This is a genomic window from Cryobacterium sandaracinum (genome assembly GCF_004403415.1).
GTDB classification, from domain to species: domain Bacteria; phylum Actinomycetota; class Actinomycetes; order Actinomycetales; family Microbacteriaceae; genus Cryobacterium; species Cryobacterium sandaracinum.
Map to the genome: position 1 here is coordinate 1 of NZ_SOGO01000040.1, position 18495 is coordinate 18495.

At 68.6% G+C, this 18495-nt stretch carries 16 protein-coding genes; 2 read left to right on the forward strand and 14 right to left on the reverse strand.

The features are described from left to right. Window positions 1-450 precede the first annotated feature (450 nt). Window positions 451-1752, reverse strand: a complete 1302-nt coding sequence (gene tyrS / locus E3T25_RS14575) for a tyrosine--tRNA ligase (RefSeq protein WP_241980909.1) — start codon at window positions 1750-1752, stop codon at window positions 451-453. Between the two features lie 146 nt (window positions 1753-1898). Between tyrS and E3T25_RS14580 the strand changes: the two genes are divergently transcribed. Beyond that, window positions 1899-2561 (forward strand): winged helix-turn-helix transcriptional regulator, encoded by a 663-nt coding sequence (locus E3T25_RS14580; RefSeq protein WP_134375090.1) that lies wholly within the window; start codon window positions 1899-1901, stop codon window positions 2559-2561. Beyond that, entirely contained in the window at window positions 2558-3253 is a 696-nt protein-coding gene (locus tag E3T25_RS14585) for a hypothetical protein (RefSeq protein ID WP_134375092.1), read from the forward strand. The genes E3T25_RS14580 and E3T25_RS14585 overlap by 4 nt, the downstream gene beginning before the upstream one ends. A 268-nt stretch (window positions 3254-3521) precedes the next feature. Here E3T25_RS14585 and E3T25_RS14590 read toward each other — a convergent pair whose 3' ends face one another. The 13 genes from E3T25_RS14590 to E3T25_RS14650 form a co-directional block, all read right to left on the reverse strand. Further along, window positions 3522-4133: a DNA-3-methyladenine glycosylase gene (locus tag E3T25_RS14590; RefSeq protein WP_134375094.1), complete on the reverse strand. Its 612-nt coding sequence runs from the start codon at window positions 4131-4133 to the stop codon at window positions 3522-3524. Next, on the reverse strand, window positions 4130-5572 hold the full coding sequence (argH, locus tag E3T25_RS14595) for an argininosuccinate lyase (RefSeq protein WP_104101261.1): 1443 nt from the start codon (window positions 5570-5572) through the stop codon (window positions 4130-4132). The genes E3T25_RS14590 and argH overlap by 4 nt, the downstream gene beginning before the upstream one ends. Window positions 5573-5579: 7 nt before the next feature. Beyond that, the gene (locus E3T25_RS14600; protein WP_134375096.1) at window positions 5580-6779 is read right to left on the reverse strand and encodes an argininosuccinate synthase; all 1200 of its coding nucleotides are present in this window, start codon (window positions 6777-6779) and stop codon (window positions 5580-5582) included. Between the two features lie 62 nt (window positions 6780-6841). Next, window positions 6842-7771, reverse strand: a complete 930-nt coding sequence (argF, locus tag E3T25_RS14605) for an ornithine carbamoyltransferase (protein WP_104101257.1) — start codon at window positions 7769-7771, stop codon at window positions 6842-6844. 38 nt (window positions 7772-7809) lie between these two features. After that, window positions 7810-9003 carry an acetylornithine transaminase gene (locus tag E3T25_RS14610; protein WP_134375098.1) on the reverse strand — a complete coding sequence of 398 codons (1194 nt, stop codon included), beginning with the start codon at window positions 9001-9003 and terminating at the stop codon, window positions 7810-7812. Window positions 9004-9035: 32 nt separating this feature from the next. Further along, complete coding sequence (gene argB / locus E3T25_RS14615; RefSeq protein ID WP_134342193.1) at window positions 9036-9971, reverse strand: acetylglutamate kinase; 936 nt, start codon at window positions 9969-9971, stop codon at window positions 9036-9038. Then, complete coding sequence (gene argJ, locus E3T25_RS14620) at window positions 9968-11140, reverse strand: bifunctional glutamate N-acetyltransferase/amino-acid acetyltransferase ArgJ (RefSeq protein WP_134375100.1); 1173 nt, start codon at window positions 11138-11140, stop codon at window positions 9968-9970. Before argJ ends, argB begins: the two co-directional genes overlap by 4 nt. Further along, window positions 11137-12180 carry an N-acetyl-gamma-glutamyl-phosphate reductase gene (gene argC, locus E3T25_RS14625; RefSeq protein ID WP_134342194.1) on the reverse strand — a complete coding sequence of 348 codons (1044 nt, stop codon included), beginning with the start codon at window positions 12178-12180 and terminating at the stop codon, window positions 11137-11139. The genes argJ and argC overlap by 4 nt, the downstream gene beginning before the upstream one ends. 123 nt (window positions 12181-12303) lie before the next feature. Then, a complete protein-coding gene (gene pheT / locus E3T25_RS14630) occupies window positions 12304-14838 on the reverse strand; it encodes a phenylalanine--tRNA ligase subunit beta (RefSeq protein ID WP_134375102.1) in 2535 nt (844 codons plus the stop codon). Continuing rightward, a complete protein-coding gene (gene pheS / locus E3T25_RS14635; protein WP_134375104.1) occupies window positions 14838-15878 on the reverse strand; it encodes a phenylalanine--tRNA ligase subunit alpha in 1041 nt (346 codons plus the stop codon). The genes pheT and pheS overlap by 1 nt, the downstream gene beginning before the upstream one ends. 20 nt (window positions 15879-15898) lie before the next feature. After that, window positions 15899-16822: an amino acid ABC transporter permease gene (locus E3T25_RS14640; RefSeq protein WP_104101242.1), complete on the reverse strand. Its 924-nt coding sequence runs from the start codon at window positions 16820-16822 to the stop codon at window positions 15899-15901. Continuing rightward, entirely contained in the window at window positions 16819-17466 is a 648-nt protein-coding gene (locus E3T25_RS14645) for an amino acid ABC transporter permease (protein WP_104170093.1), read from the reverse strand. Before E3T25_RS14645 ends, E3T25_RS14640 begins: the two co-directional genes overlap by 4 nt. 135 nt (window positions 17467-17601) lie before the next feature. Next, complete coding sequence (locus E3T25_RS14650) at window positions 17602-18471, reverse strand: glutamate ABC transporter substrate-binding protein (protein ID WP_104101238.1); 870 nt, start codon at window positions 18469-18471, stop codon at window positions 17602-17604. Window positions 18472-18495: the final 24 nt, after the last annotated feature.

The window sequence follows — 18495 nt, forward strand, 5'->3', positions numbered from 1 at the left end:
GCCCTACGGCCGAGGTTTTTGGCATTTGACATTGTGCACGCTGTTGAGTTCTCAAGGATCGGACGCACTCGACTTCAAACCCACCAAGGGGCTGTCGCTTCGAGGCAACTTGTATAACTTAGCTGCCCGGCCACACCCTGTCAAATCACGGAAAGCAGCCGATTCCAAGTGCGCCAAAGCGACTCGAACAACCACCCACCAGACCAAACACTCAGCCGGAGAGAGTTACCATCTTAGGCCTCCCCCACACCCACCTGAAACAGGAACAAGCATGAGACGAAGCGAAAAACTGTGGTTCCACATGAGGCCGGGAAGCTCTGCGGCTTTCCGCACCTGTGGGGTACGTTTGAATACATTACGGCCGACACACCGGACCGTCAAAACCAGCAACCGCCCGGGCGTGTCACGCCCCAACGGGGCGGAANCGACCAGGCGACATCCGTCTCTGAATCAGACGACGAAAACGCCGGCCAGGGTCTTCTTCCCGCGGCGGAGCACGGCCACTCCCCCGGGAAGCACGGCACCCTCGATGGTCTGGTCATCGCTCAGCACCTTCACGTTGTTGAGATAGACCCCACCCTGGCTGATGGCACGGCGGGCTTCGCTCAGACTCATGCTGAGTCCGGTGTCGACCAGCAGCTGCACCACGGGGGCGTGCGGGGCGGTCGTCGTGTTCGGGAGTTCTCGCAGCGCGGCTTCGAGGGTGGCCTCGTCGAGATCGGACAGCTCACCCTGGCCGAAGAGGGCATGCGCGGCCTGGATGGCGGCATCCGTCGCGGCACGGCCGTGAACAAGGCTTGTCACGGACACGGCGAGCGTGCGCTGGGCGAGGCGTTTGAACGGTTCCGTCGCCACGGCACCCCCGAGCTCCTCGATGTCGGACCGGGTGAGGAAGGTGAACACCTTCAGCCGGTTGAGGACATCGGCATCGTCGGTGTTGAGCCAGAACTGGTAGAACGCGTACGGGCTGGTGAGAGTGGGGTCGAGCCAGACCGCGTTGCCCTCGCTCTTGCCGAACTTGGTGCCGTCGCTGTTCGTGATCAGCGGGGTGCCGATGGCGTGGGCGCTCTCCCCCTCCGCCTTGCGGATGAGGTCGATACCGCTGGTGAGGTTGCCCCACTGGTCGCTGCCTCCGGTCTGCAGCACGCAGCCGTACGTGCGGAAGAGCTCGAGGAAGTCCATCCCCTGCAGAACCTGGTAACTGAACTCGGTGTAGCTGATGCCGGCGTCGGAATTCAGCCGGGCGCTCACGGCATCCTTCTTGAGCATGCTGCCGACCCGGAAGTACTTGCCGATGTCGCGCAGGAAGTCGATGGCACTGAGGGGGGCGGTCCAGTCCAGGTTGTTCACCAGGGTGACGGCGTTGTCGCCCTCCGAGCTCAGAAAGCGCGAGACCTGGGCCTGGAGGTAGCCCACCCACTCGCCGACGACATCCCGAGAGTTCAGGGTGCGCTCGGCCGTGGGGCGCGGGTCACCGATCAGTCCGGTGGACCCGCCGACCAGGCCGAGGGGCTTATGTCCGGCCAGCTGCAGCCGGCGCATGAGCAGCAGCTGCACGAGGTTGCCGAGGTGCAGGCTCGGGGCGGTCGGGTCGAAGCCGCAGTAGAACGTGACCGGCGGGCCGGCGAGCAGCTCACGCAGTTCGGTGGTGTCGGTGGACACCTGTACCAGGCCTCGCCAGGAGATCTCCTCCCAGACGTCGTCGAAGGTCGGGTCGTTGGCTTGCAGGGCGAGGATGGCTGGATCTGACACGAGCCAAGGATATCAGCGCCCGACTCGCTGCCCGGGAATTCAGGACCACACCTTGATCGGCAAATATTAAGCCTATAGGCTGAATTAGTGTAGATTCATCGTGGAAGCTTCATATCAGCCCGCCAACTCCGTCGGAGGTCCCGCCCATGTTCGTCATCACGGCCGACCAGGTCGACAGCCGCAACGATCGCGATCGGGCCGGCGAGATGATCGCCGAGCTCGTGGCCGCGTACGGCCCGGCGTTCACGCTGCCGCCCGACCAGACGTCCGGCGATGAGATCCAGCTACTGCTGCCCGACGCCGGCACGGCCCTTGCCGCCGTTCTCGCGCTGCATCGCGCGGGCCATTGGAGCATCGGGCTCGGCATCGGCGAGGTGCGCACCCCTCTTCCAGAAACAACCCGGCAGGCCTCCGGCGGTGCGTTCGTCGCGGCGCGCGCGGCCGTGACGCGGGCAAAGAAGGCCGAGGCCCGGTTCAGTCTCGAGGTTGATCCGGCCGCTGGCCGTACTGCTGGCCGTACTGCTGGCCGCTCTGCTCCGCTGCTCGACGCCGACGGGGTGGAAGCACTCATCACCAATCTGCTGCTCCTTCGCCAGCGTCGCTCGCAGGAGGGCTGGGCGGCCATCGACCTGCTGGCGAGCGGGATGTCCCAGGTGGAGATCGCCGCCGAGCTCGGCATTTCCCCCGCCGCCGTCAGCCAGCGCATCCGAATCGCCCTCTGGAGGGTCGACCAGTCCGCCCAGCCCGCACTCGTTAGGCTGCTGGAGAACCTCGAGCACGCCACGACCGAAACGGACCCTGCCGCATGATCTCCTCGTCCTTCCCGATCGTTGCCTACCTCTACTGGATGTCCCTCCTGGTCGTCACCACCGGCTCGCTGGTCTTCGCCATCCTCGCGTTCCGGCGCCAGAAGCCGCAGTTCGCCGCGGTCTCCGGCGGCGCCCTCGCCGCGGCCCTGATGATCGCCGCCCTCCCCTCGCCCGGAGGCGCGACCGTGTCGGGCGTGCTCCTCGGCATGGTGGCCCTCGGTCTCGCCGTGGTCGGCGGCGGCCCGGCGGCGCTGCTTGCGCTGAGGCTGGCCACGAACAACTCCGTGCCCCAAGGCCAGCACGGCGGGATCCTGGTCGACAACGGCGGCGCTCCCGTGACACCGGAGCCGGGCCGCGCGTCCGGGGTTGATGCCGGCGCACCGGATGCACCGGATGCACCGGATGCCACCGGTGTACCCGATGGTGAGGGGACGGCCGGAACGCACGGCACTTTCGTGCACGAGGTGCTGCGCGGTGGATTGATGATCGGAATCCTGGAGCGCCTCGCCGTGGCCGGCGCGATCCTGGCGGGCTTCCCGGAGGCCATCGCGGTCGTCGTGGCGATCAAGGGCGTCGGCCGCTTCACCGAGCTGGCCACGGCCGAGGCCCGGGAGCGGTTCATCATCGGCACGCTGGCGAGCCTGATCTGGGCGTGCGCGTGCGCCGCCCTGGTGCAGATCGCCCTGACGTAGGCGCCGGTCGGCGGTCGAGCTTGCCGGGATCCGGTGACCCGAACCTGCCGCGCGACCCGGGACATCCGTGCCGATCGCGCTGACGTAACCTCGGAGATTTTCGCGACACGCCGGTCGGCCCCCGAACCGGCGTTTCCCGAAAATCTCCGCTTTTATATGACGCCGGATGCCCCAGCGCGGGTCCCGGTGATGGCGCGAGCCCGGCGACGGCCCGAGCCTGTCGACGGCCCGAGCCTGTCGGCGACGCCGGCCTGTCGACGACGCGCGCCTAGCGAGAGTCGGGCTCAGCGCCCAGCTTCGGATGTCGCCGGTACGGCGACACCGACGCGTCGCCCGGGATCCAGAATCGCCACGGATACTCCGCCCCCCCGCCGGCGCCGCCGACTCCGGTGCGGGGTCCGCTGCGGAAAGCGACCGGTTCGGGAGGCAGGGTCAGCGTGAACGGCGCCTCACCGAGGTCCGCACCGTCGTCTCCCAGCCCGATGCCGAGCGCCAGCGTGAGCCGGGCCGGGCCGCGCGCCAGGTCGCGGTCGCTGCGTGAGGTGGGGCGGCGCATCCGTGCCTCGGCGACACCGTCGACGATCTCGCCGGCGCGCAGCAGCACGGCGGACGCTTCGCCGCCCGGCGAGCAGACGATGTTCGCACAGACGTGCATGCCGTAGCTGAAGTACGCGTAGAGGTGCCCGCTCGGGCCGAACATCGACGCGTTCCGCCGGGTCTGGCCACGGAAGGCGTGCGAGCCGGGGTCGAGCCCTTGCCCGAGGTAGGCCTCCACCTCGGTGATGCGCAGCCGCACCCCGGCGCGGTCGAGCAGCGCGCCCAACAACTGTGGCGCGACCTCAACCGCCGGTCGCGCCAGAATGCCGTCGGCGAGTGTCACATGCCGAGCGCAGCCGCCAGCGCGCGCACCCGGGTGACGAGCGCCGCGCGCTGCTCCGCCACGCGCACCGGGGCGGTCCCGCCCTGGCCGTCGCGGCGGGACACCGAACCGGTGATGGTGAGTACCTCGCGCACGTCCGGCGTGAGGTGCGGCGACAGCGCGAGCAGCGCGGCGTCGTCCACCTCGTGCAGGTCGAGCCCGTTCCGCTCCGCGAACTTCACCAGCGAACCGGTGATTTCGTGCGCGTCCCGGAACGTGACCTGCTGCTTGACGAGCCACTCGGCGACGTCGGTGGCCAGGGAGAATCCCTGGGGGGCGAGCTCGGCCATCCGTTCAGTGTGGAAGGTCAGGGTCGCGATCATTCCGCTGAAGGCCGGCAGGAGCACCTCGAGCGTCTCGATCGAGTCGAAGACTGGCTCCTTGTCTTCCTGCAGGTCGCGGTTGTAGGCGAGCGGCAACCCCTTGAGAGTGGTCAGCAGACCGGTCAGGTTGCCGATCAGGCGCCCCGCCTTGCCGCGGGCCAGCTCGGCGATGTCCGGGTTCTTCTTCTGCGGCATGATCGACGACCCGGTGGAGTAGGAGTCGTCGAGGGTGACGAAACCGAACTCGCGGGTGTTCCAGAGGATGATCTCCTCGGCCAGACGGGACAGGTCGATACCGATCTGGGCGGTGATGTACGCGAACTCGGCGACCAGGTCGCGGCTCGCGGTGCCGTCGATCGAGTTCTCGACCACGGCGCTGAAGCCGAGGTCGGCCGCCACCAGGTTGGCGTCGAGGCCGAGCGTGTTGCCGGCCAGGGCACCAGACCCATAGGGCGAGTAGTCGGCGCGTGTGTTCCAGTCGGTGAACCGCTCGAGGTCGCGCACGAGCGGCCAGCAGTGCGCGAACAGGTGGTGGGCGAGCAGCACCGGCTGGGCGTGCTGCAGATGCGTGCGGCCCGGCATGATGGCCTCGTCGTTCGCTTCGGCCTGCGACGCCAGGGCGTCGATCAGGTCGATGACGTGGGCGGAGATGCCCTTCGCCTTGTCGCGCAGCAGCATCCGCACCAGGGTGGCGACCTGGTCGTTGCGGCTGCGGCCGGCGCGCAGCTTGCCGCCCAGTTCGACGCCGACGATGTCGATCAGGCCGCGTTCCAGGGCCGAATGCACATCCTCGTCGGATTCCGCGGGAAGGAAGCTCTCGTCGACCACGGCCTGCATCAGGGTGTCGAGGCCGGCGATCATGGCGACGAGTTCCGGGGCGGTCAGGTAACCGGCCGCGGCCAGGGCCCGCGCGTGGGCCTGGGAACCACGGATGTCGTAGGGAGCCAGCGGCCAGTCGAACTGGGTCGACTTGCTCAGCTTCGCCAGTTCCGGCGACGGTCCCCCGGCGAAGCGGCCACCCCAGAGGGCGCCCGCCTTGCCCGCGCGGTTCTCGTGCGTGTCCGTGTCGCCAGCCACGTCAGCCCTACTTGCCGGCGAGGTCGCGGCGGGCCGAGATCTTGCTCGGCAGCGACCACAGCTCGATGAAACCCTTGGCCATGGACTGGTCGAAAGTGTCCCCGGTGTCGTAGGTGGCGAGGTTGAAGTCGTAGAGGCTCTGCGTGGACTTGCGGCCGGTGACGACGGCGGTGCCGGCATGCATCTTCAGACGGATGTCGCCGGTCACGTGCTTCTGCGTCTCGTCGATGAACACGTCGAGTGCGCGCTTCAGGCCGGAGAACCAGAGGCCGTCGTAGACGAGTTCGGCCCACTTGGACTCGACCGTGCGCTTGTAGCGGGCCAGGTCACGTTCCACGGTCATGTTCTCGAGCTCTTCGTGCGCGGCGATCAGGGCGATGCCGGCGGGGGCCTCGTAGACCTCGCGGCTCTTGATGCCGACGAGGCGGTCCTCGACGATGTCGATCCGTCCGACGCCCTGGTTGCCGGCGAGCAGGTTCATCATTTCGATGGCCTGCAGCGGGGTGACGGCGACGCCGTCAATCGCGACGGGAACACCCTGGTCGAAGCTGATGACGACCTCGGTGGGCTCGCGAGTCACGGCCGGGTCCTGCGTGTATGTGTAGAGGTCTTCGATCGGGGCATTCCACGGGTCTTCGAGGAAGCCGGTTTCGACCGCACGGCCGTAGACGTTCTGGTCGATCGAGTAGGGGCTCTTCTTCGACTGTGCGATGGGCAGGTCGTGCAGCGCCGCGTATTCGATGGCTTTGTCCCGGGTGAGGGCGAAATCGCGCACCGGGGCGAGCGAGGTGAGGTCGGGCGCGAGGGCGGCGACGGCGGCCTCGAAGCGCACCTGGTCGTTGCCCTTGCCGGTGCAGCCGTGCGCGACGCTGTTCGCTCCGAGCTCCTTGGCCGTGGAGGCGAGGTACTTGGCGATCAGCGGGCGGCTGAGCGCGGAGACGAGCGGGTAACGCTTCTGGTAGAGCGCGTTGGCCTTGAGGGCCGGCACGACGTAGTCGCTGGCGAACTCGTCCTTCGCGTCGACGACGATGGACTCGACGGCGCCGCAGTCCAGGGCGCGCTGGCGGATGACGTCCATATCCTCGCCGCTCTGTCCCACGTCGATGGCGAGGGCCACGACCTCTTTGCCGGTTGCATCCTTCAGCCAGCCGATGCCAACCGAGGTATCGAGTCCGCCCGAATATGCCAGCACAACGCGTTCAGCCATGGTTCTCCCTAAAAATTCGATCTGATCAAGTTTACGGTCATGCTGTGACGCCCGCCGGGGCGTTAGGCGCTGTTCTGGGTGAGCAGCCAGACGAGCAGCGCCTTCTGGGCGTGCAGGCGGTTTTCGGCCTCGTCCCAGATGATGCTCTGCGCGCCGTCGATGACGTCGGCGGTCACCTCGTAACCGCGGTCAGCCGGCAGACAGTGCAGGAAGTGCGCGTCGGGCTTCGCGAGCGCCATCAGGGCGGCGTCCACACGGTAGCGACCGAGGTCGCCCAGGCGGGTGGCCTTCTCCTCTTCCTTGCCCATCGACACCCAGGTGTCGGTGACGACCACGTCGACGCCGGTGACGGCCGCGACCGGGTCGGTGAAGAGCTCCACGGAGCCGCCGGTGCGCAGGGCGATCGCCGCGGCATCCGCGACGACCTCGTCGGTGGGCGTGTACCCGACCGGGGAGGCGATGCGCACGTGCATGCCCGCGGTCGCGCCGGCGAGCAGGTAGGACTGGCCCATGTTGCAGGCGCCGTCGCCGAGGAACGCGAGGGTCTGACCGGCCAGGTCGCCGCGGTGCTCACGGATGGTGAGCAGGTCGGCGAGCAACTGGCAGGGGTGGAAGTCGTCGGACAGCGCATTGACGACGGGCACCGTGGTGCCGAGGGCCATCTCCTCGAGTCCGGCCTGGCCGTAGGTGCGCCAGACGATCGCGGCCACCTGGCGCTCGAGCACGCGGGCCGTGTCGGAGGCGGTTTCCTTGCCACCGAGCTGGCTGTTCGCGGTGCTGATGATCAGCGGGCTGCCGCCGAGGTCGGCGATCCCCACGGCGAAGGAGACCCGGGTGCGGGTCGATGACTTGTCGAAGATGACAGCCACGGTCTGCGGGCCGGCCAGAGGTTTGACCGCGAATCGGTCACGCTTGAGGTCCAGGGCAAGGTCGAGGATCTCGGCCTGTTCGGCCGGTGAGATGTCGTCGTCGCGCAGGAAATGGCGGGTCACGGTGTCACTTTCGCTTCTGGGGAATAGATCGTTCAACTCTAGAGGCTGGCCAGAGCGAGCCCGAATCGGCACTCGAAATCGGCCAGTTCGTCGTCGCCGACGATGAGGGGCGGGGCCAGACGGATGGTGGACTCGTTTGCGGCGTTCACGATCAAGCCGTTGCTCTGGGCCGCGGCCGCCAGGCGGGTGGCGACCGGTTCGGTCAGCCCGACACCGAGTAGGAGCCCGCGGCCGCGCACCTCGCCGATGAGGGGGGAACCGAAATCGGCGAGGATCTCCCGCAGCTGCTCGCCGCGCCGCGCGGCGTTGGCGACCAGGCCGTCGGCCTCGATGGCGCCGAGCACGGCGTTGGCGGCGGCCGTGACGAGCGGGTTGCCGGCATAGGTCGAGCCGTGCTGGCCGCGCTGGAACAGCTCCGACGCCGCCCCGAAGGTGACGAGGGCGCCGATGGGCAGGCCGCCGCCGATCCCCTTCGCCAGCGTGAGCGCATCCGGCTGGATACCGTCGTGCTGGTAGGCGAACCACTCGCCGGTGCGGCCGGCGCCGGTCTGCACCTCGTCGAGGATGAGCAGCACGCCGTTTCGGGTGCACAGCTCGCGGGCGTGGCGCAGGAACCCTGCGGGCAGGTCGACCACCCCGGCCTCGCCCTGCACGGGCTCGAGGAAGAGGGCGGCGACGGTCTCGTCGATCGCGGCGTCCAGCCCCTCGAGCGTGGCGTGGATGTGCTCGACCCCCTCGGGGACCGGCAGGAACGGCTCGCGCATGGCCGGCTTGCCGGAGAGGGCGAGCGCCCCCATCGTGCGGCCGTGGAACGAGTCGTGCAGGGAGAGGATGCGGGTTCGGCTGCCACCGTCGGTGTTCAGTCGGGCCAGCTTGAATGCGGCCTCGTTGGCCTCGGCGCCGGAATTGCAGAAGTAGACCCGGCCGGCCTGTCCCGCACCGGTGAGGTGCTTGAGCCGTTCGGCCAGTTCCAGCTGCGGTGGCGACGCGAAGTAGTTCGAGACGTGGGCAAGCCGGCCGACCTGGTCGGTGACCGCGGCGACGAGAGCCGGATGCGCGTGGCCGAGCGAGTTCACGGCGATTCCGGCGAGGAAGTCGAGGTACTTCGTGCCCTCGTCGTCCCAGACGTAGCACCCCTTCCCGCGCACGAGCATCGCCAGCGGCGGTGCGATCGTGTGCATCATGGCGGCGCTGAAACGCTCGCGCCAGTCGGGGGTGCCGGAATCGGCCATCTGTGCGGTACTCGATTCTGGGTGCGTATTGCTCATGCCGGGACCACTTCGGTTCCGATCCCGCTGCCGGTGAAGACCTCGAGCAGGATCGAGTGTGGTACTCGGCCGTCGATGATGGCCGCCTTCGCGACGCCACCCTCGACCGCGTCGAGGCAGGCCGTCATCTTGGGGATCATTCCCGACTCGAGGCCCGGCAGCAGGGAGCGAAGCGAGTCCACGTCGATGACCGACACCAGCGAGTCGTGGTTGGGCCAGTCGCTGTACAGCCCCGCGACATCGGTCAGGATGACCAGTTTGACGGCGCCGAGCGCGACCGCGAGGGCCGCGGCGGCGGCGTCGGCGTTGATGTTCAGGGACTGGCCCGGGACATCCGTGTCGGGTGCGATCGAGGAGACGACCGGTATGCGGCCGGCGGCGAGCTGGGCGAGCACGGCCTCGGGGTCGACGCCGATCACGTCGCCGACGAGGCCGAGGTCGACCTCGCCGCCGTCGATGACGGTGCCGCGGCGACGGCCCTGGAACAGCCCGGCGTCCTCGCCGGAGAGCCCGGCCGACAGCGGACCGTGCTGGTTGATGCGGCTGACCAGCTCGCGGTTGATCTGGCCGGTGAGCACCATCCGCACGACGTCCATCGCCTCAGGCGTGGTCACCCGGTAGCCACCGCGGAACTCGCTCGCGATGCCGAGGCGGTCGAGCATCGCGGAGATCTGCGGGCCGCCGCCGTGCACGACGACGGGGCGGATGCCGGCATAACGCAGGTACACCATGTCTTCGGCGAACGCTCGCTGCAGTTCCTCGCTGACCATGGCGTTGCCGCCGAACTTGACCACGATGATCTGGTCGTGGAACCGCTTGAGCCAGGGCAGCGACTCAATCAGCGTGGCGGCCTTGACGGCTGCCTCCGCCCGGCTGTTCGTCTCGTCGCCTGGGGTCGTCTCGTCGCCGGGGGTTTCGTGGACCGGGTTCAACTCGAGTACGCGCTGTTCTCTTCGACGTAGGCGTGGGTGAGGTCGTTGGTCCAGATGGTGGCCGTCTCGTCGCCCTCGTGCAGGTCGATCAGCACGGAGACCGAGCGGGGGGTCAGGTCGACGAGCTCACGCGGCTGGTCGGGTTCCCCCGCGGTGCAGACCTGCACGCCATTGATGGCGACGTCGATGCCGTAGGGGTCGAAGGCGGCATCCGTCGTACCGACCGCCGCGAGCACGCGGCCCCAATTCGGGTCGTTGCCGAAGATCGCGGTCTTGAACAGGTTGCTGCGGGAGACCGCGCGGGCGACCGTGACGGCGTCGGCCTCGGTGCCGGCGTGCCGCACCGTAATGGCGACGTCGTGGGCGGACCCCTCGGCGTCGGCCTGCAGCTGCAGGGTGAGGTCCTGGCAGATGGCGATCAGGGCATCCGTGAATTCGGCCAGGTCGGCGGTGACCCCGCTCGCCCCGGAGCCGAGGAGGGTGACAGTGTCGTTGGTGGACATGCAGCCGTCGGAGTCGAGGCGGTCGAACGTGACCCGGGTGGCCTGGCGGAGGGCCACGTCCAGCTGCTCGGAGTCGAGCACGGCGTCGGTGGTCAGCACCACGAGCATGGTGGCCAGGCCAGGCGCGAGCATGCCGGCGCCCTTGGCCATGCCGCCGATGGTCCAGCCGGTGTCGGAAACGAGCATGGTCTGCTTGGGTGTGGTGTCGGTGGTCATGATCGCCCGCGCCGCGGCCAGGCCGGCGGCGTCGGAGGTGGCCTTCTCACCCTGCAGCGCGAGGGTCGCGTCCCACACGCCGGCGGTGATCTTGCCGAGGTCGAGCTGTTCGCCGATCAGGCCGGTGGAACAGACCAGCACCTCGCCGGCGGAGATCTCCAAGCGGTCGGCGATGGCCTCGGCGGTGGCGTGCGTGGTCTGGAAGCCGATGCTGCCGGTGTAGCAGTTCGCGCCGCCCGAGTTGAGCACGATGGCCTTGACTCGGCCGCCCTTCATGACCTGCTCGCTCCAAAGCACCGGGTTCGCCTTGCACCGGTTACTGGTGAAAACGCTGGCCGCGCTGGTGAGCGGGCCGAGGTTCTGCACGACGGCGAGGTCGAGCCCGCCGGACTGTTTCAGGCCGGCGGTAACTCCGGCGGCGGCGAACCCGGCGGGGGCGGTGACACTCATGGGGCAACTCCATTCGTGCTCAGGCCCGTGGTCTCGGGCAGTCCCAACGCCAGGTTGGCGGACTGGATGGCGGCACCGGCGGTGCCCTTGGTGAGATTGTCGACGGCGGTGATCGTCACGACGCGGCCCACGGCCTCGTCGACGGCGAGGCCGATCAGCGCGGTGTTGGCGCCGAGCACATCGCCCGTGCGCGGGAATCGGCCCTCCGGCAGCACATGCACGAACGGTTCGTCGGCGTAGGTCGCCTCCCAGGCGGCGCGCACCGCGGCGCCGGATGTGCCGGGCACGAGACGGGCCGTCGCGGTGCAGAGGATTCCCCGCGACATCGGCACGATCACCGGGGTGAATGAGATGGTCGGGTTCGAGGCCCCTGCCCAGCGCAGGCTCTGCTGGATTTCGGGGATGTGGCGGTGCACGCCGCCGACCGCGTAGGGGTTCGCGGAGCCGAGGATCTCGCTTGCGAGGTTCGGCAGCGTCAGACTCTTGCCGGCGCCGGAGGGTCCGACCGCGAGCACCGCGGCCAAGTCTTCGGGCTCGATCACCCCGGCACGGATGCCCGGCGCCAGCGCCAACGCCACCGTGCTCGCGTTGCAGCCGGGGGCGGCGACGCGGCGGGAGCCGGCCAACCGGGAGCGCTGCGTGCCGCCGACCACCGGGAGCTCGGGCACGCCGTAGGTCCAGGCGCCGAAGTAGTCGCCCCCGTAGAACGCCGCCCAGTCGCTCTCACTTTCGAGCCGATGGTCGGCACCGCAGTCCACGACGAGCGTGTCGGCGGAAAGGTGCGCGGTGAGGGCACCGGATGCTCCGTGGGGCAGGGCGAGGAACACCACATCGTGCCCGGCGAGGGTTTCGGGCGTCGTGTCGACCAGGGTGAGGTGCGCGAGCGAGCGCAGGTGCGGCTGCGCGTCGATCAGACGCTGCCCGGCAGTGCTGTGCGCCGTGACCGTGCGCACCTCGAAGTCGGGGTGCCCGGCCAACAGACGCAACAATTCACCGCCCGCGTAGCCACTCGCACCTGCCACCGCCACCGAAAAAGACATGTTCCCAACCTAGCGCGCCGCCCCGCGCGCCGAGAATCGCCGTTCGCGCCGATAATCGCCGCCCGGGCGGTGACTCTCGGCGCGCGGAGCGGGCGCCAGCCCGCGCCACTCGCGCTACTCGCGCTACTCGCGGAGAGTGGCCCCGAAGCGGGCGGCGGCCACCGCGACGCCGGCGAGTTTGGCGTCGCTGGCCTCCTTGGCAGTTAGGGTGCGCTCCGGCGCCCGGAACCGCAGCGCGAACGTCAGTGACTTGCGTCCGGACGGCACGCCCGTGCCGCGGTAATCGTCGACGAGTTCGGCGTGGTCGAGCAGCGGCCCGCAGCCCTCGAGCAGCGTGCGGAGCACGTCGCCGGCCGGCACGCCGGCGTCGACCACGAGGGACAGGTCCTGTGTGGCGGCCGGCATCGTGGCGATCGGTGTGGCGCGCAGCTCGGCGCCGGCCTCCGCGAACACGGCGGTCAGGTCGATCTCGGCAACCGCGACGACCGCGGGCAGGTCCGCGTCGCGGGCGATGCTGGGCAGCAGTTCGCCGGCGTAGCCGACCGAGGTCGTGCCGGCATCCGTCGTCACGAACAGCTCGGCGGTGCGGCCGGGATGCAGGGCCTGGTGCGAACCCTGGCGAACCGTGATCGGAACGCCGGCGGCCAGCGCGACCTGCTGCACCGCGGCGAGGGCGTGCTGCCAGCTTGCGGCCACGGCGGGCTGCCCCGGCTGGTGCCGCACGACGGAGCCGGTCAGCACGACCGCCACCGACAGAGGCTGCGGCGGGATTCCCGCGTTGAGCTCGGCCTCCAGCTGCGCGCTCGGGCGCACCGCGCCGGGCGGCACGACGGAGCCGCCGTAACGGATGCCCGCCACCGGCCGGAACACCAAGCCCAGTTCGAAGACGGCCAGGTCGGTGAGGCCGCGCGAACGGTTGCGGTGTGCGATCTGCAGCAGCCCGGGCAGGATCGACGTGCGCAGGAACGGCGCCTCTCCGTCGAGCGGGTTGGCAACCCGGATCTGCGGAACAGCAGGGCCGATGGGCAGCCCGAACAGGTTGTTCGACTTCTCCGCCACGAACGGGTACGCGAGCACCTCGGTGTGGCCGGTGGCCGCCAGGGTCTGCGCCACCTGGCGGCGCAGGGTCTGCGCGTGGGTGAGGCTGCGCCCGGGCGGGGCGACGGGCAGCACCGAGGGGATGCGGTTGTAACCGACGATGCGGGCGACTTCCTCGGCCAGGGTCCACTTGTCCGTCAGGTCGGGGCGCCAGCTCGGGGCGGTGACGTTCAGCCCGATCTCGGTCTCCTCGATCGAGGCGCCGATCTCGGCCAGCGAGGTGCGCACCTCCTCGCGGGTGTAGTCGAGTCCGATCAGGCCGGAGATGAAGCCGGTCGGCAGGAAGATCGGCTCGGCGTCGGGCGTGGCGTCGTGCAGGGAGCCGAGGCCGTCGGCTTCTCCCCCGGAGAGCTCGACCAGCAACTGAACGACGCGGGCGGCGGCGACCGCGGCCACGGCCGGGTCCACCCCGCGCTCGAACCTGCGGGATGCCTCGCTGGGAAGCTTGTGCCGACGGGCCGTGCGCGCGATCGATACCGGGTCGAAGTTCGCGGCCTCGATCAGCACATTCGTGGTCGCGGAACCGATCTCGGTGCTCTGACCGCCCATTACGCCGGCCAGACCGATCGGTCCGGACTCGTCGGTGATCAGCAAGTCTTCGGCGTTGAGAATGCGGGTGACGTCGTCGAGGGTGACGAGCTTCTCGCCCGGTTCTGCGCGACGCACGGTGATACCGCCGGCCAGCTTGTCAAGGTCGTAGCCGTGGATCGGCTGGCCGAGCTCGATCATCACGTAGTTGGTGACGTCGACGATCAGCGAGATCGAACGGATGCCGGCCAGCTTCAGGCGGGCGATCAACCAGGCCGGAGACGGCCGGGTGGGGTCCACGCCGCGCACCGCGCGGGTGACGAACACGCTCGCGCCGACGCGACCGCGGATAGGGGCCTGATCGGCGATGGTCACCGGGAAGGCGACCGTGGACGCGTCCGCGGTGACGGAGAGCGCCGGGTCGCGGAAGGCAGCCCCGGTGGCGTGCGCGTACTCGCGAGCGACGCCACGGATCGAGAAGGCGTAGCCCCGGTCGGGCGTGACGTTGATCTCGACGGCGGTGTCGTCCAGGCCCAGCAGGCTGATCGCATCCGTGCCGATCTCGGGGTCGAGGCCGAGGCTGCCGAGCACCAGGATGCCGTCGTGCTCGTCGCCGAGGCCGAGTTCGCGGGCCGAGGCGATCATGCCGTCGGACACGTGGCCATAGGTCTTGCGGGGCGCGATCGGGAACGGACCGGGCAGCACGGCGCCGGGCAGGGTCACGACGACCTTGTCGCCGACGACGAAGTTGTGGGCGCCGCAGACAATGCCGTGCACGGCCGGGCCGCCGTCGGCCGCGAGCTCGCCGTCAGCGGCGACGCGCACCTGGCACCAGTTGATGGTCTTACCGTTGGTCTGCTCCTCGCCGACGAACTCGAGCACCTGGCCGACCACGATCGGCCCGGTCAGCTCGAAGCGGTGGATCTCCTCCTCTTCAAGGCCCACGCTCACCAGGGCGGCGTGCACGTCCTCGGGCGTGATGCCCGGGGCCAGGTCGACGAACTCAGCCAGCCAGCTCAGTGGTACGCGCATCAGACGGTCATCCCATACTGCTGGCTGAACCGGACGTCGCCTTCGACCATGTCGTGCATATCCTTCACATCATTTCGGAACATCAATGCCCGTTCGACGCCGACGCCGAACGCGAATCCGGAGTAGACCTCCGGGTCGATCCCGGCGGAACGCAACACATTGGCGTTGACCATGCCGCAGCCGCCCCACTCGATCCAGCGGGCGCCGTCCTTGAAGGTCGGGTGCCACAGGTCGAGTTCGGCGCTCGGCTCGGTGAACGGGAAGTAGTTGGGGCGCAGGCGCACCTTCGCCTCGGGGCCGAACATGGCCTGCACGAAATGGTCGAGAGTGCCGCGCAGGTGCGCCATGGTCAGGCCCTTGTCGACGGCGATGCCCTCGATCTGGTGGAACACGGGCGTGTGCGTGGCGTCAAGTTCGTCGGTGCGGAACACCCGGCCGGGCGCGACGACGTAAACGGGAAGTTCGCGCGACAACAGGGCACGCAGCTGTACCGGCGAGGTGTGGGTGCGCAGTACCAGGTGTGCCTCGGGTGGGTCGATGAAGAACGTATCCTGCATGGCACGGGCCGGGTGGTCCTCGTCGAAATTGAGGGCGTCGAAGTTGAACCACTCGCTCTCGAGCTCGGGGCCCTCGGCGACCTCCCAGCCCATGCCGACGAAGACATCCGCGACGCGCTCCTGCAACAGGGTGAGCGGATGCCGCGCGCCGGGCTTCCAGGTGGAGGCCGCCGCCGTCACGTCGACCGTTTCGGCCGCGAGCTGAGCGGTTGCCTCAGCCTCGGTGATCGCGGCCTCGCGGGCGGCGAACGCCTGGGCGACGGCACCTCGGGCCTGGCCGAGGAGCTTGCCGGCGGCGGCCTTCTGGTTGCCCGGCACGCTGCGCATCAGCGCGTTGAGTCGGGCCAGCGGGGAGGCCTCGCCTGTGTGCTCGGTGCGCACGGTTTTCAGGGCCGCGGAGTCGTTCGCGGCGTCAATGGCGGCGAGTGCGGCGTCGACGGCCGCGCTCACGACTGGTTCAGAGATCTCAGTGGGGTCAGACACAAGGCACAAGTTTAGTGCCGCTAAAGCCCCCGGGCGCCCATCTGGTTGCCGAGCGCAGCGGGGTAGACCACCTCGGGATCGAGGGGCTTCTCAGGCGGCGCCTTCGTGTCCGTGGTGACGCCGCCGGACTTGGAACCGGTGCGGCGGGCGATGACGCGGGCCAGCCAGGAGAGCAGTAGGTTCATCGTCAGGTAGATCGCGAGCACGACGAGGAAGAAGGAGAAGGAGTACCGGCTGCCGAAAAAGTTCGTCAGGTTGTACAGCCCGCTGCGGAGGAGCTCCTCGTAGCCGACCACGAACGCCAGGGACGTGTCCTTGAGGAGCACGACGAGCTGCGCGATGATGATCGGCAGCATCTGCCGGAACGCCTGCGGGAACTCGATCCGGAACCGGGTTGCCACGGGCGTGAGCCCGATGGCCAGCCCAGCCTCGCGCTGGCCGCGAGGCAGGCTTTTGATGCCGGCCCTCAGCGCCTCGCCGATGATCGCGCCGTTATAGACGGAGAGGGCGGCGACACCGGCCCAGAAGGAGCCGGTGGAGAAGACGAGGAGGATGAAAAGCATCATCAGCAGTACGGGCATGCCGCGCACGAATTCGAGCACGACCGTGGTCGGGATCCGAATCCATTTAGTATCGGAGACGCGCCCGAAGGAGAACAGCACACCGAGCACCAGGGCGAACGCGGCGGCGACGCCGGCCATTCGGAGGGTGTTCAGTGCTCCGCGGCCGAGCGTGCGCCAGACCTCGCGGTCGGCGAAGACGTCCCACCGGGAGACGTCCCAGAGGCCCGGCTGAACGGCGCCGTTGGCGCTGGTCTTGGGCGCACCCAGCGCCAGGATCAGCCAGACCAGGCCGGCGGCGATGACGAGGCCGGCCACCACGGAGAACAGCCGGGAACGGAAGATGGCCTTGGGGCCCGGAGCATCGTAAAGCACGGAAGTCATCGGAGAACCGCCACCTTCTTCTCGACCCGACCGGCGATCAGGCCGAGCGAGATGGTGACCAGGAGGTAGAAGACTGCCACGGCGAGCAAGATCGCGAGCACCTCATCGCCGCGATCGTTGGTGATCTTGCGGGCGGCGCCGAAGAGTTCGAAGACGAAGAAGGCGCCGGCGACCGAGGTGTTCTTCGTCAGGGCGATGAACACATTGATGAGCGGCGGGATGACCATGCGCACCGCCTGGGGCATGACGACGAACGAGAGGGTCTGCGTGAAGGTCAGACCCACGCTGCGGGCGGCCTCGGCCTGACCCACGTGCACACCGTTGACGCCCGAGCGCAGGGCTTCGGCGACGAACGGCGAGGTGTAGACGGTGAGTCCGATCGTGGCGAGCACGAAGTAGCCTGGGCTGAACTGGAGGTAGGGCAGGATGTAGGCGCAGAAGAACAGCACCAGCGTGAGCGGGGTGTTGCGCACGATCTCGGTGTAGACGGTGGCGAATCCGCGCAGGGATGCGACGGGCGAGATGCGCATGGCAGCGATGATGATGCCGAACACGAGCGCTCCCGTGCCGGCCAGAAGCAGAAGGCCCAATGTATTTCTGAAGCCCTCCAGAAACAGGGGCAGGTTTTCGATGACTGCGTCCACAACTCACCTCCTCTTCTGTAGTGACTATCTGGATGTCGTGCGGGTGGGTCGTGCGGGTTCCAGGAAAAAGGTGCTGGTCGAGGCGGCCGCCTGTGCGGCGCGGCCGCCCCGATCAGCAGGTGCTGCTTTCGGCGACTAGTACCGGTCGACTGCCGGCGGGGTCGGGGTCTCGAGCACGGTACCGGCGGTCGCTTCCCAGGCTTCGGCCCACGTGCCATCCTCGTACGCCTCATCGAGCACATCGTTGATGAAGGTGCGGAACTCGGTGTCGTCCTTCTTCAGGCCGATGCCGTAGGGCTCCTTGGTGAAGGGGTTGTCGACAACCTCGAACTCACCGGCGTTCTGGTCGGCGAGGCCGGCCAGGATAACGTTGTCCGTGGTCACGGCGACAACCTCGCCGCTGCGGAGCGGGCCCAAGCAGTTGGAGTAGGTGTCGGTCGCGATCACGTTGTCGGAGTACGCGGCGATGTTCTTCTCCGACGTCGAGCCGCTCACGGTGCAGACGGGCTTGCCGGCGAGGTCCTCCGGGCCGGTGATCTTGTCGGGGTTGCCGGCGAGCACAAGCAGGTCCTGGCCGGCCTGGTAGTACGGTCCGGCGAAGTCGACGACCTCCTTGCGGGTGTCGTTGATCGTGTAGGTCGCGACGACAAGGTCAACCTGGCCGTTCTGGAGGAAGGGCTCGCGGTTGGCCGAGACGGTCTCGGTCCACTTGATCTTGTCGGCGGAGATGCCGAGTTTCGCGGCGATGAGCTTGCCGATCTCGACGTCGAAGCCGACCGGGTTGTTGTCCGGGCCCTTGAGGCCGAACAGCGGCTGGTCGAACTTGGTGCCGATGGTGATCGCCCCGGCCTCGTTCAACGCGGCCATGGAGGTGCCGGCTTCGAACTCAACCGTTTCCTCGACCGGTGCAGCCTCGGGCGTCTGGGCGGAATCGGTACATCCGCTCAACGTGAGAACGCTCGCGAGGGCAATGGCCGAAATCATTAGACCTTTAGTGAGTCTCATGGGTATCTCCTGATTGCTGTGTCG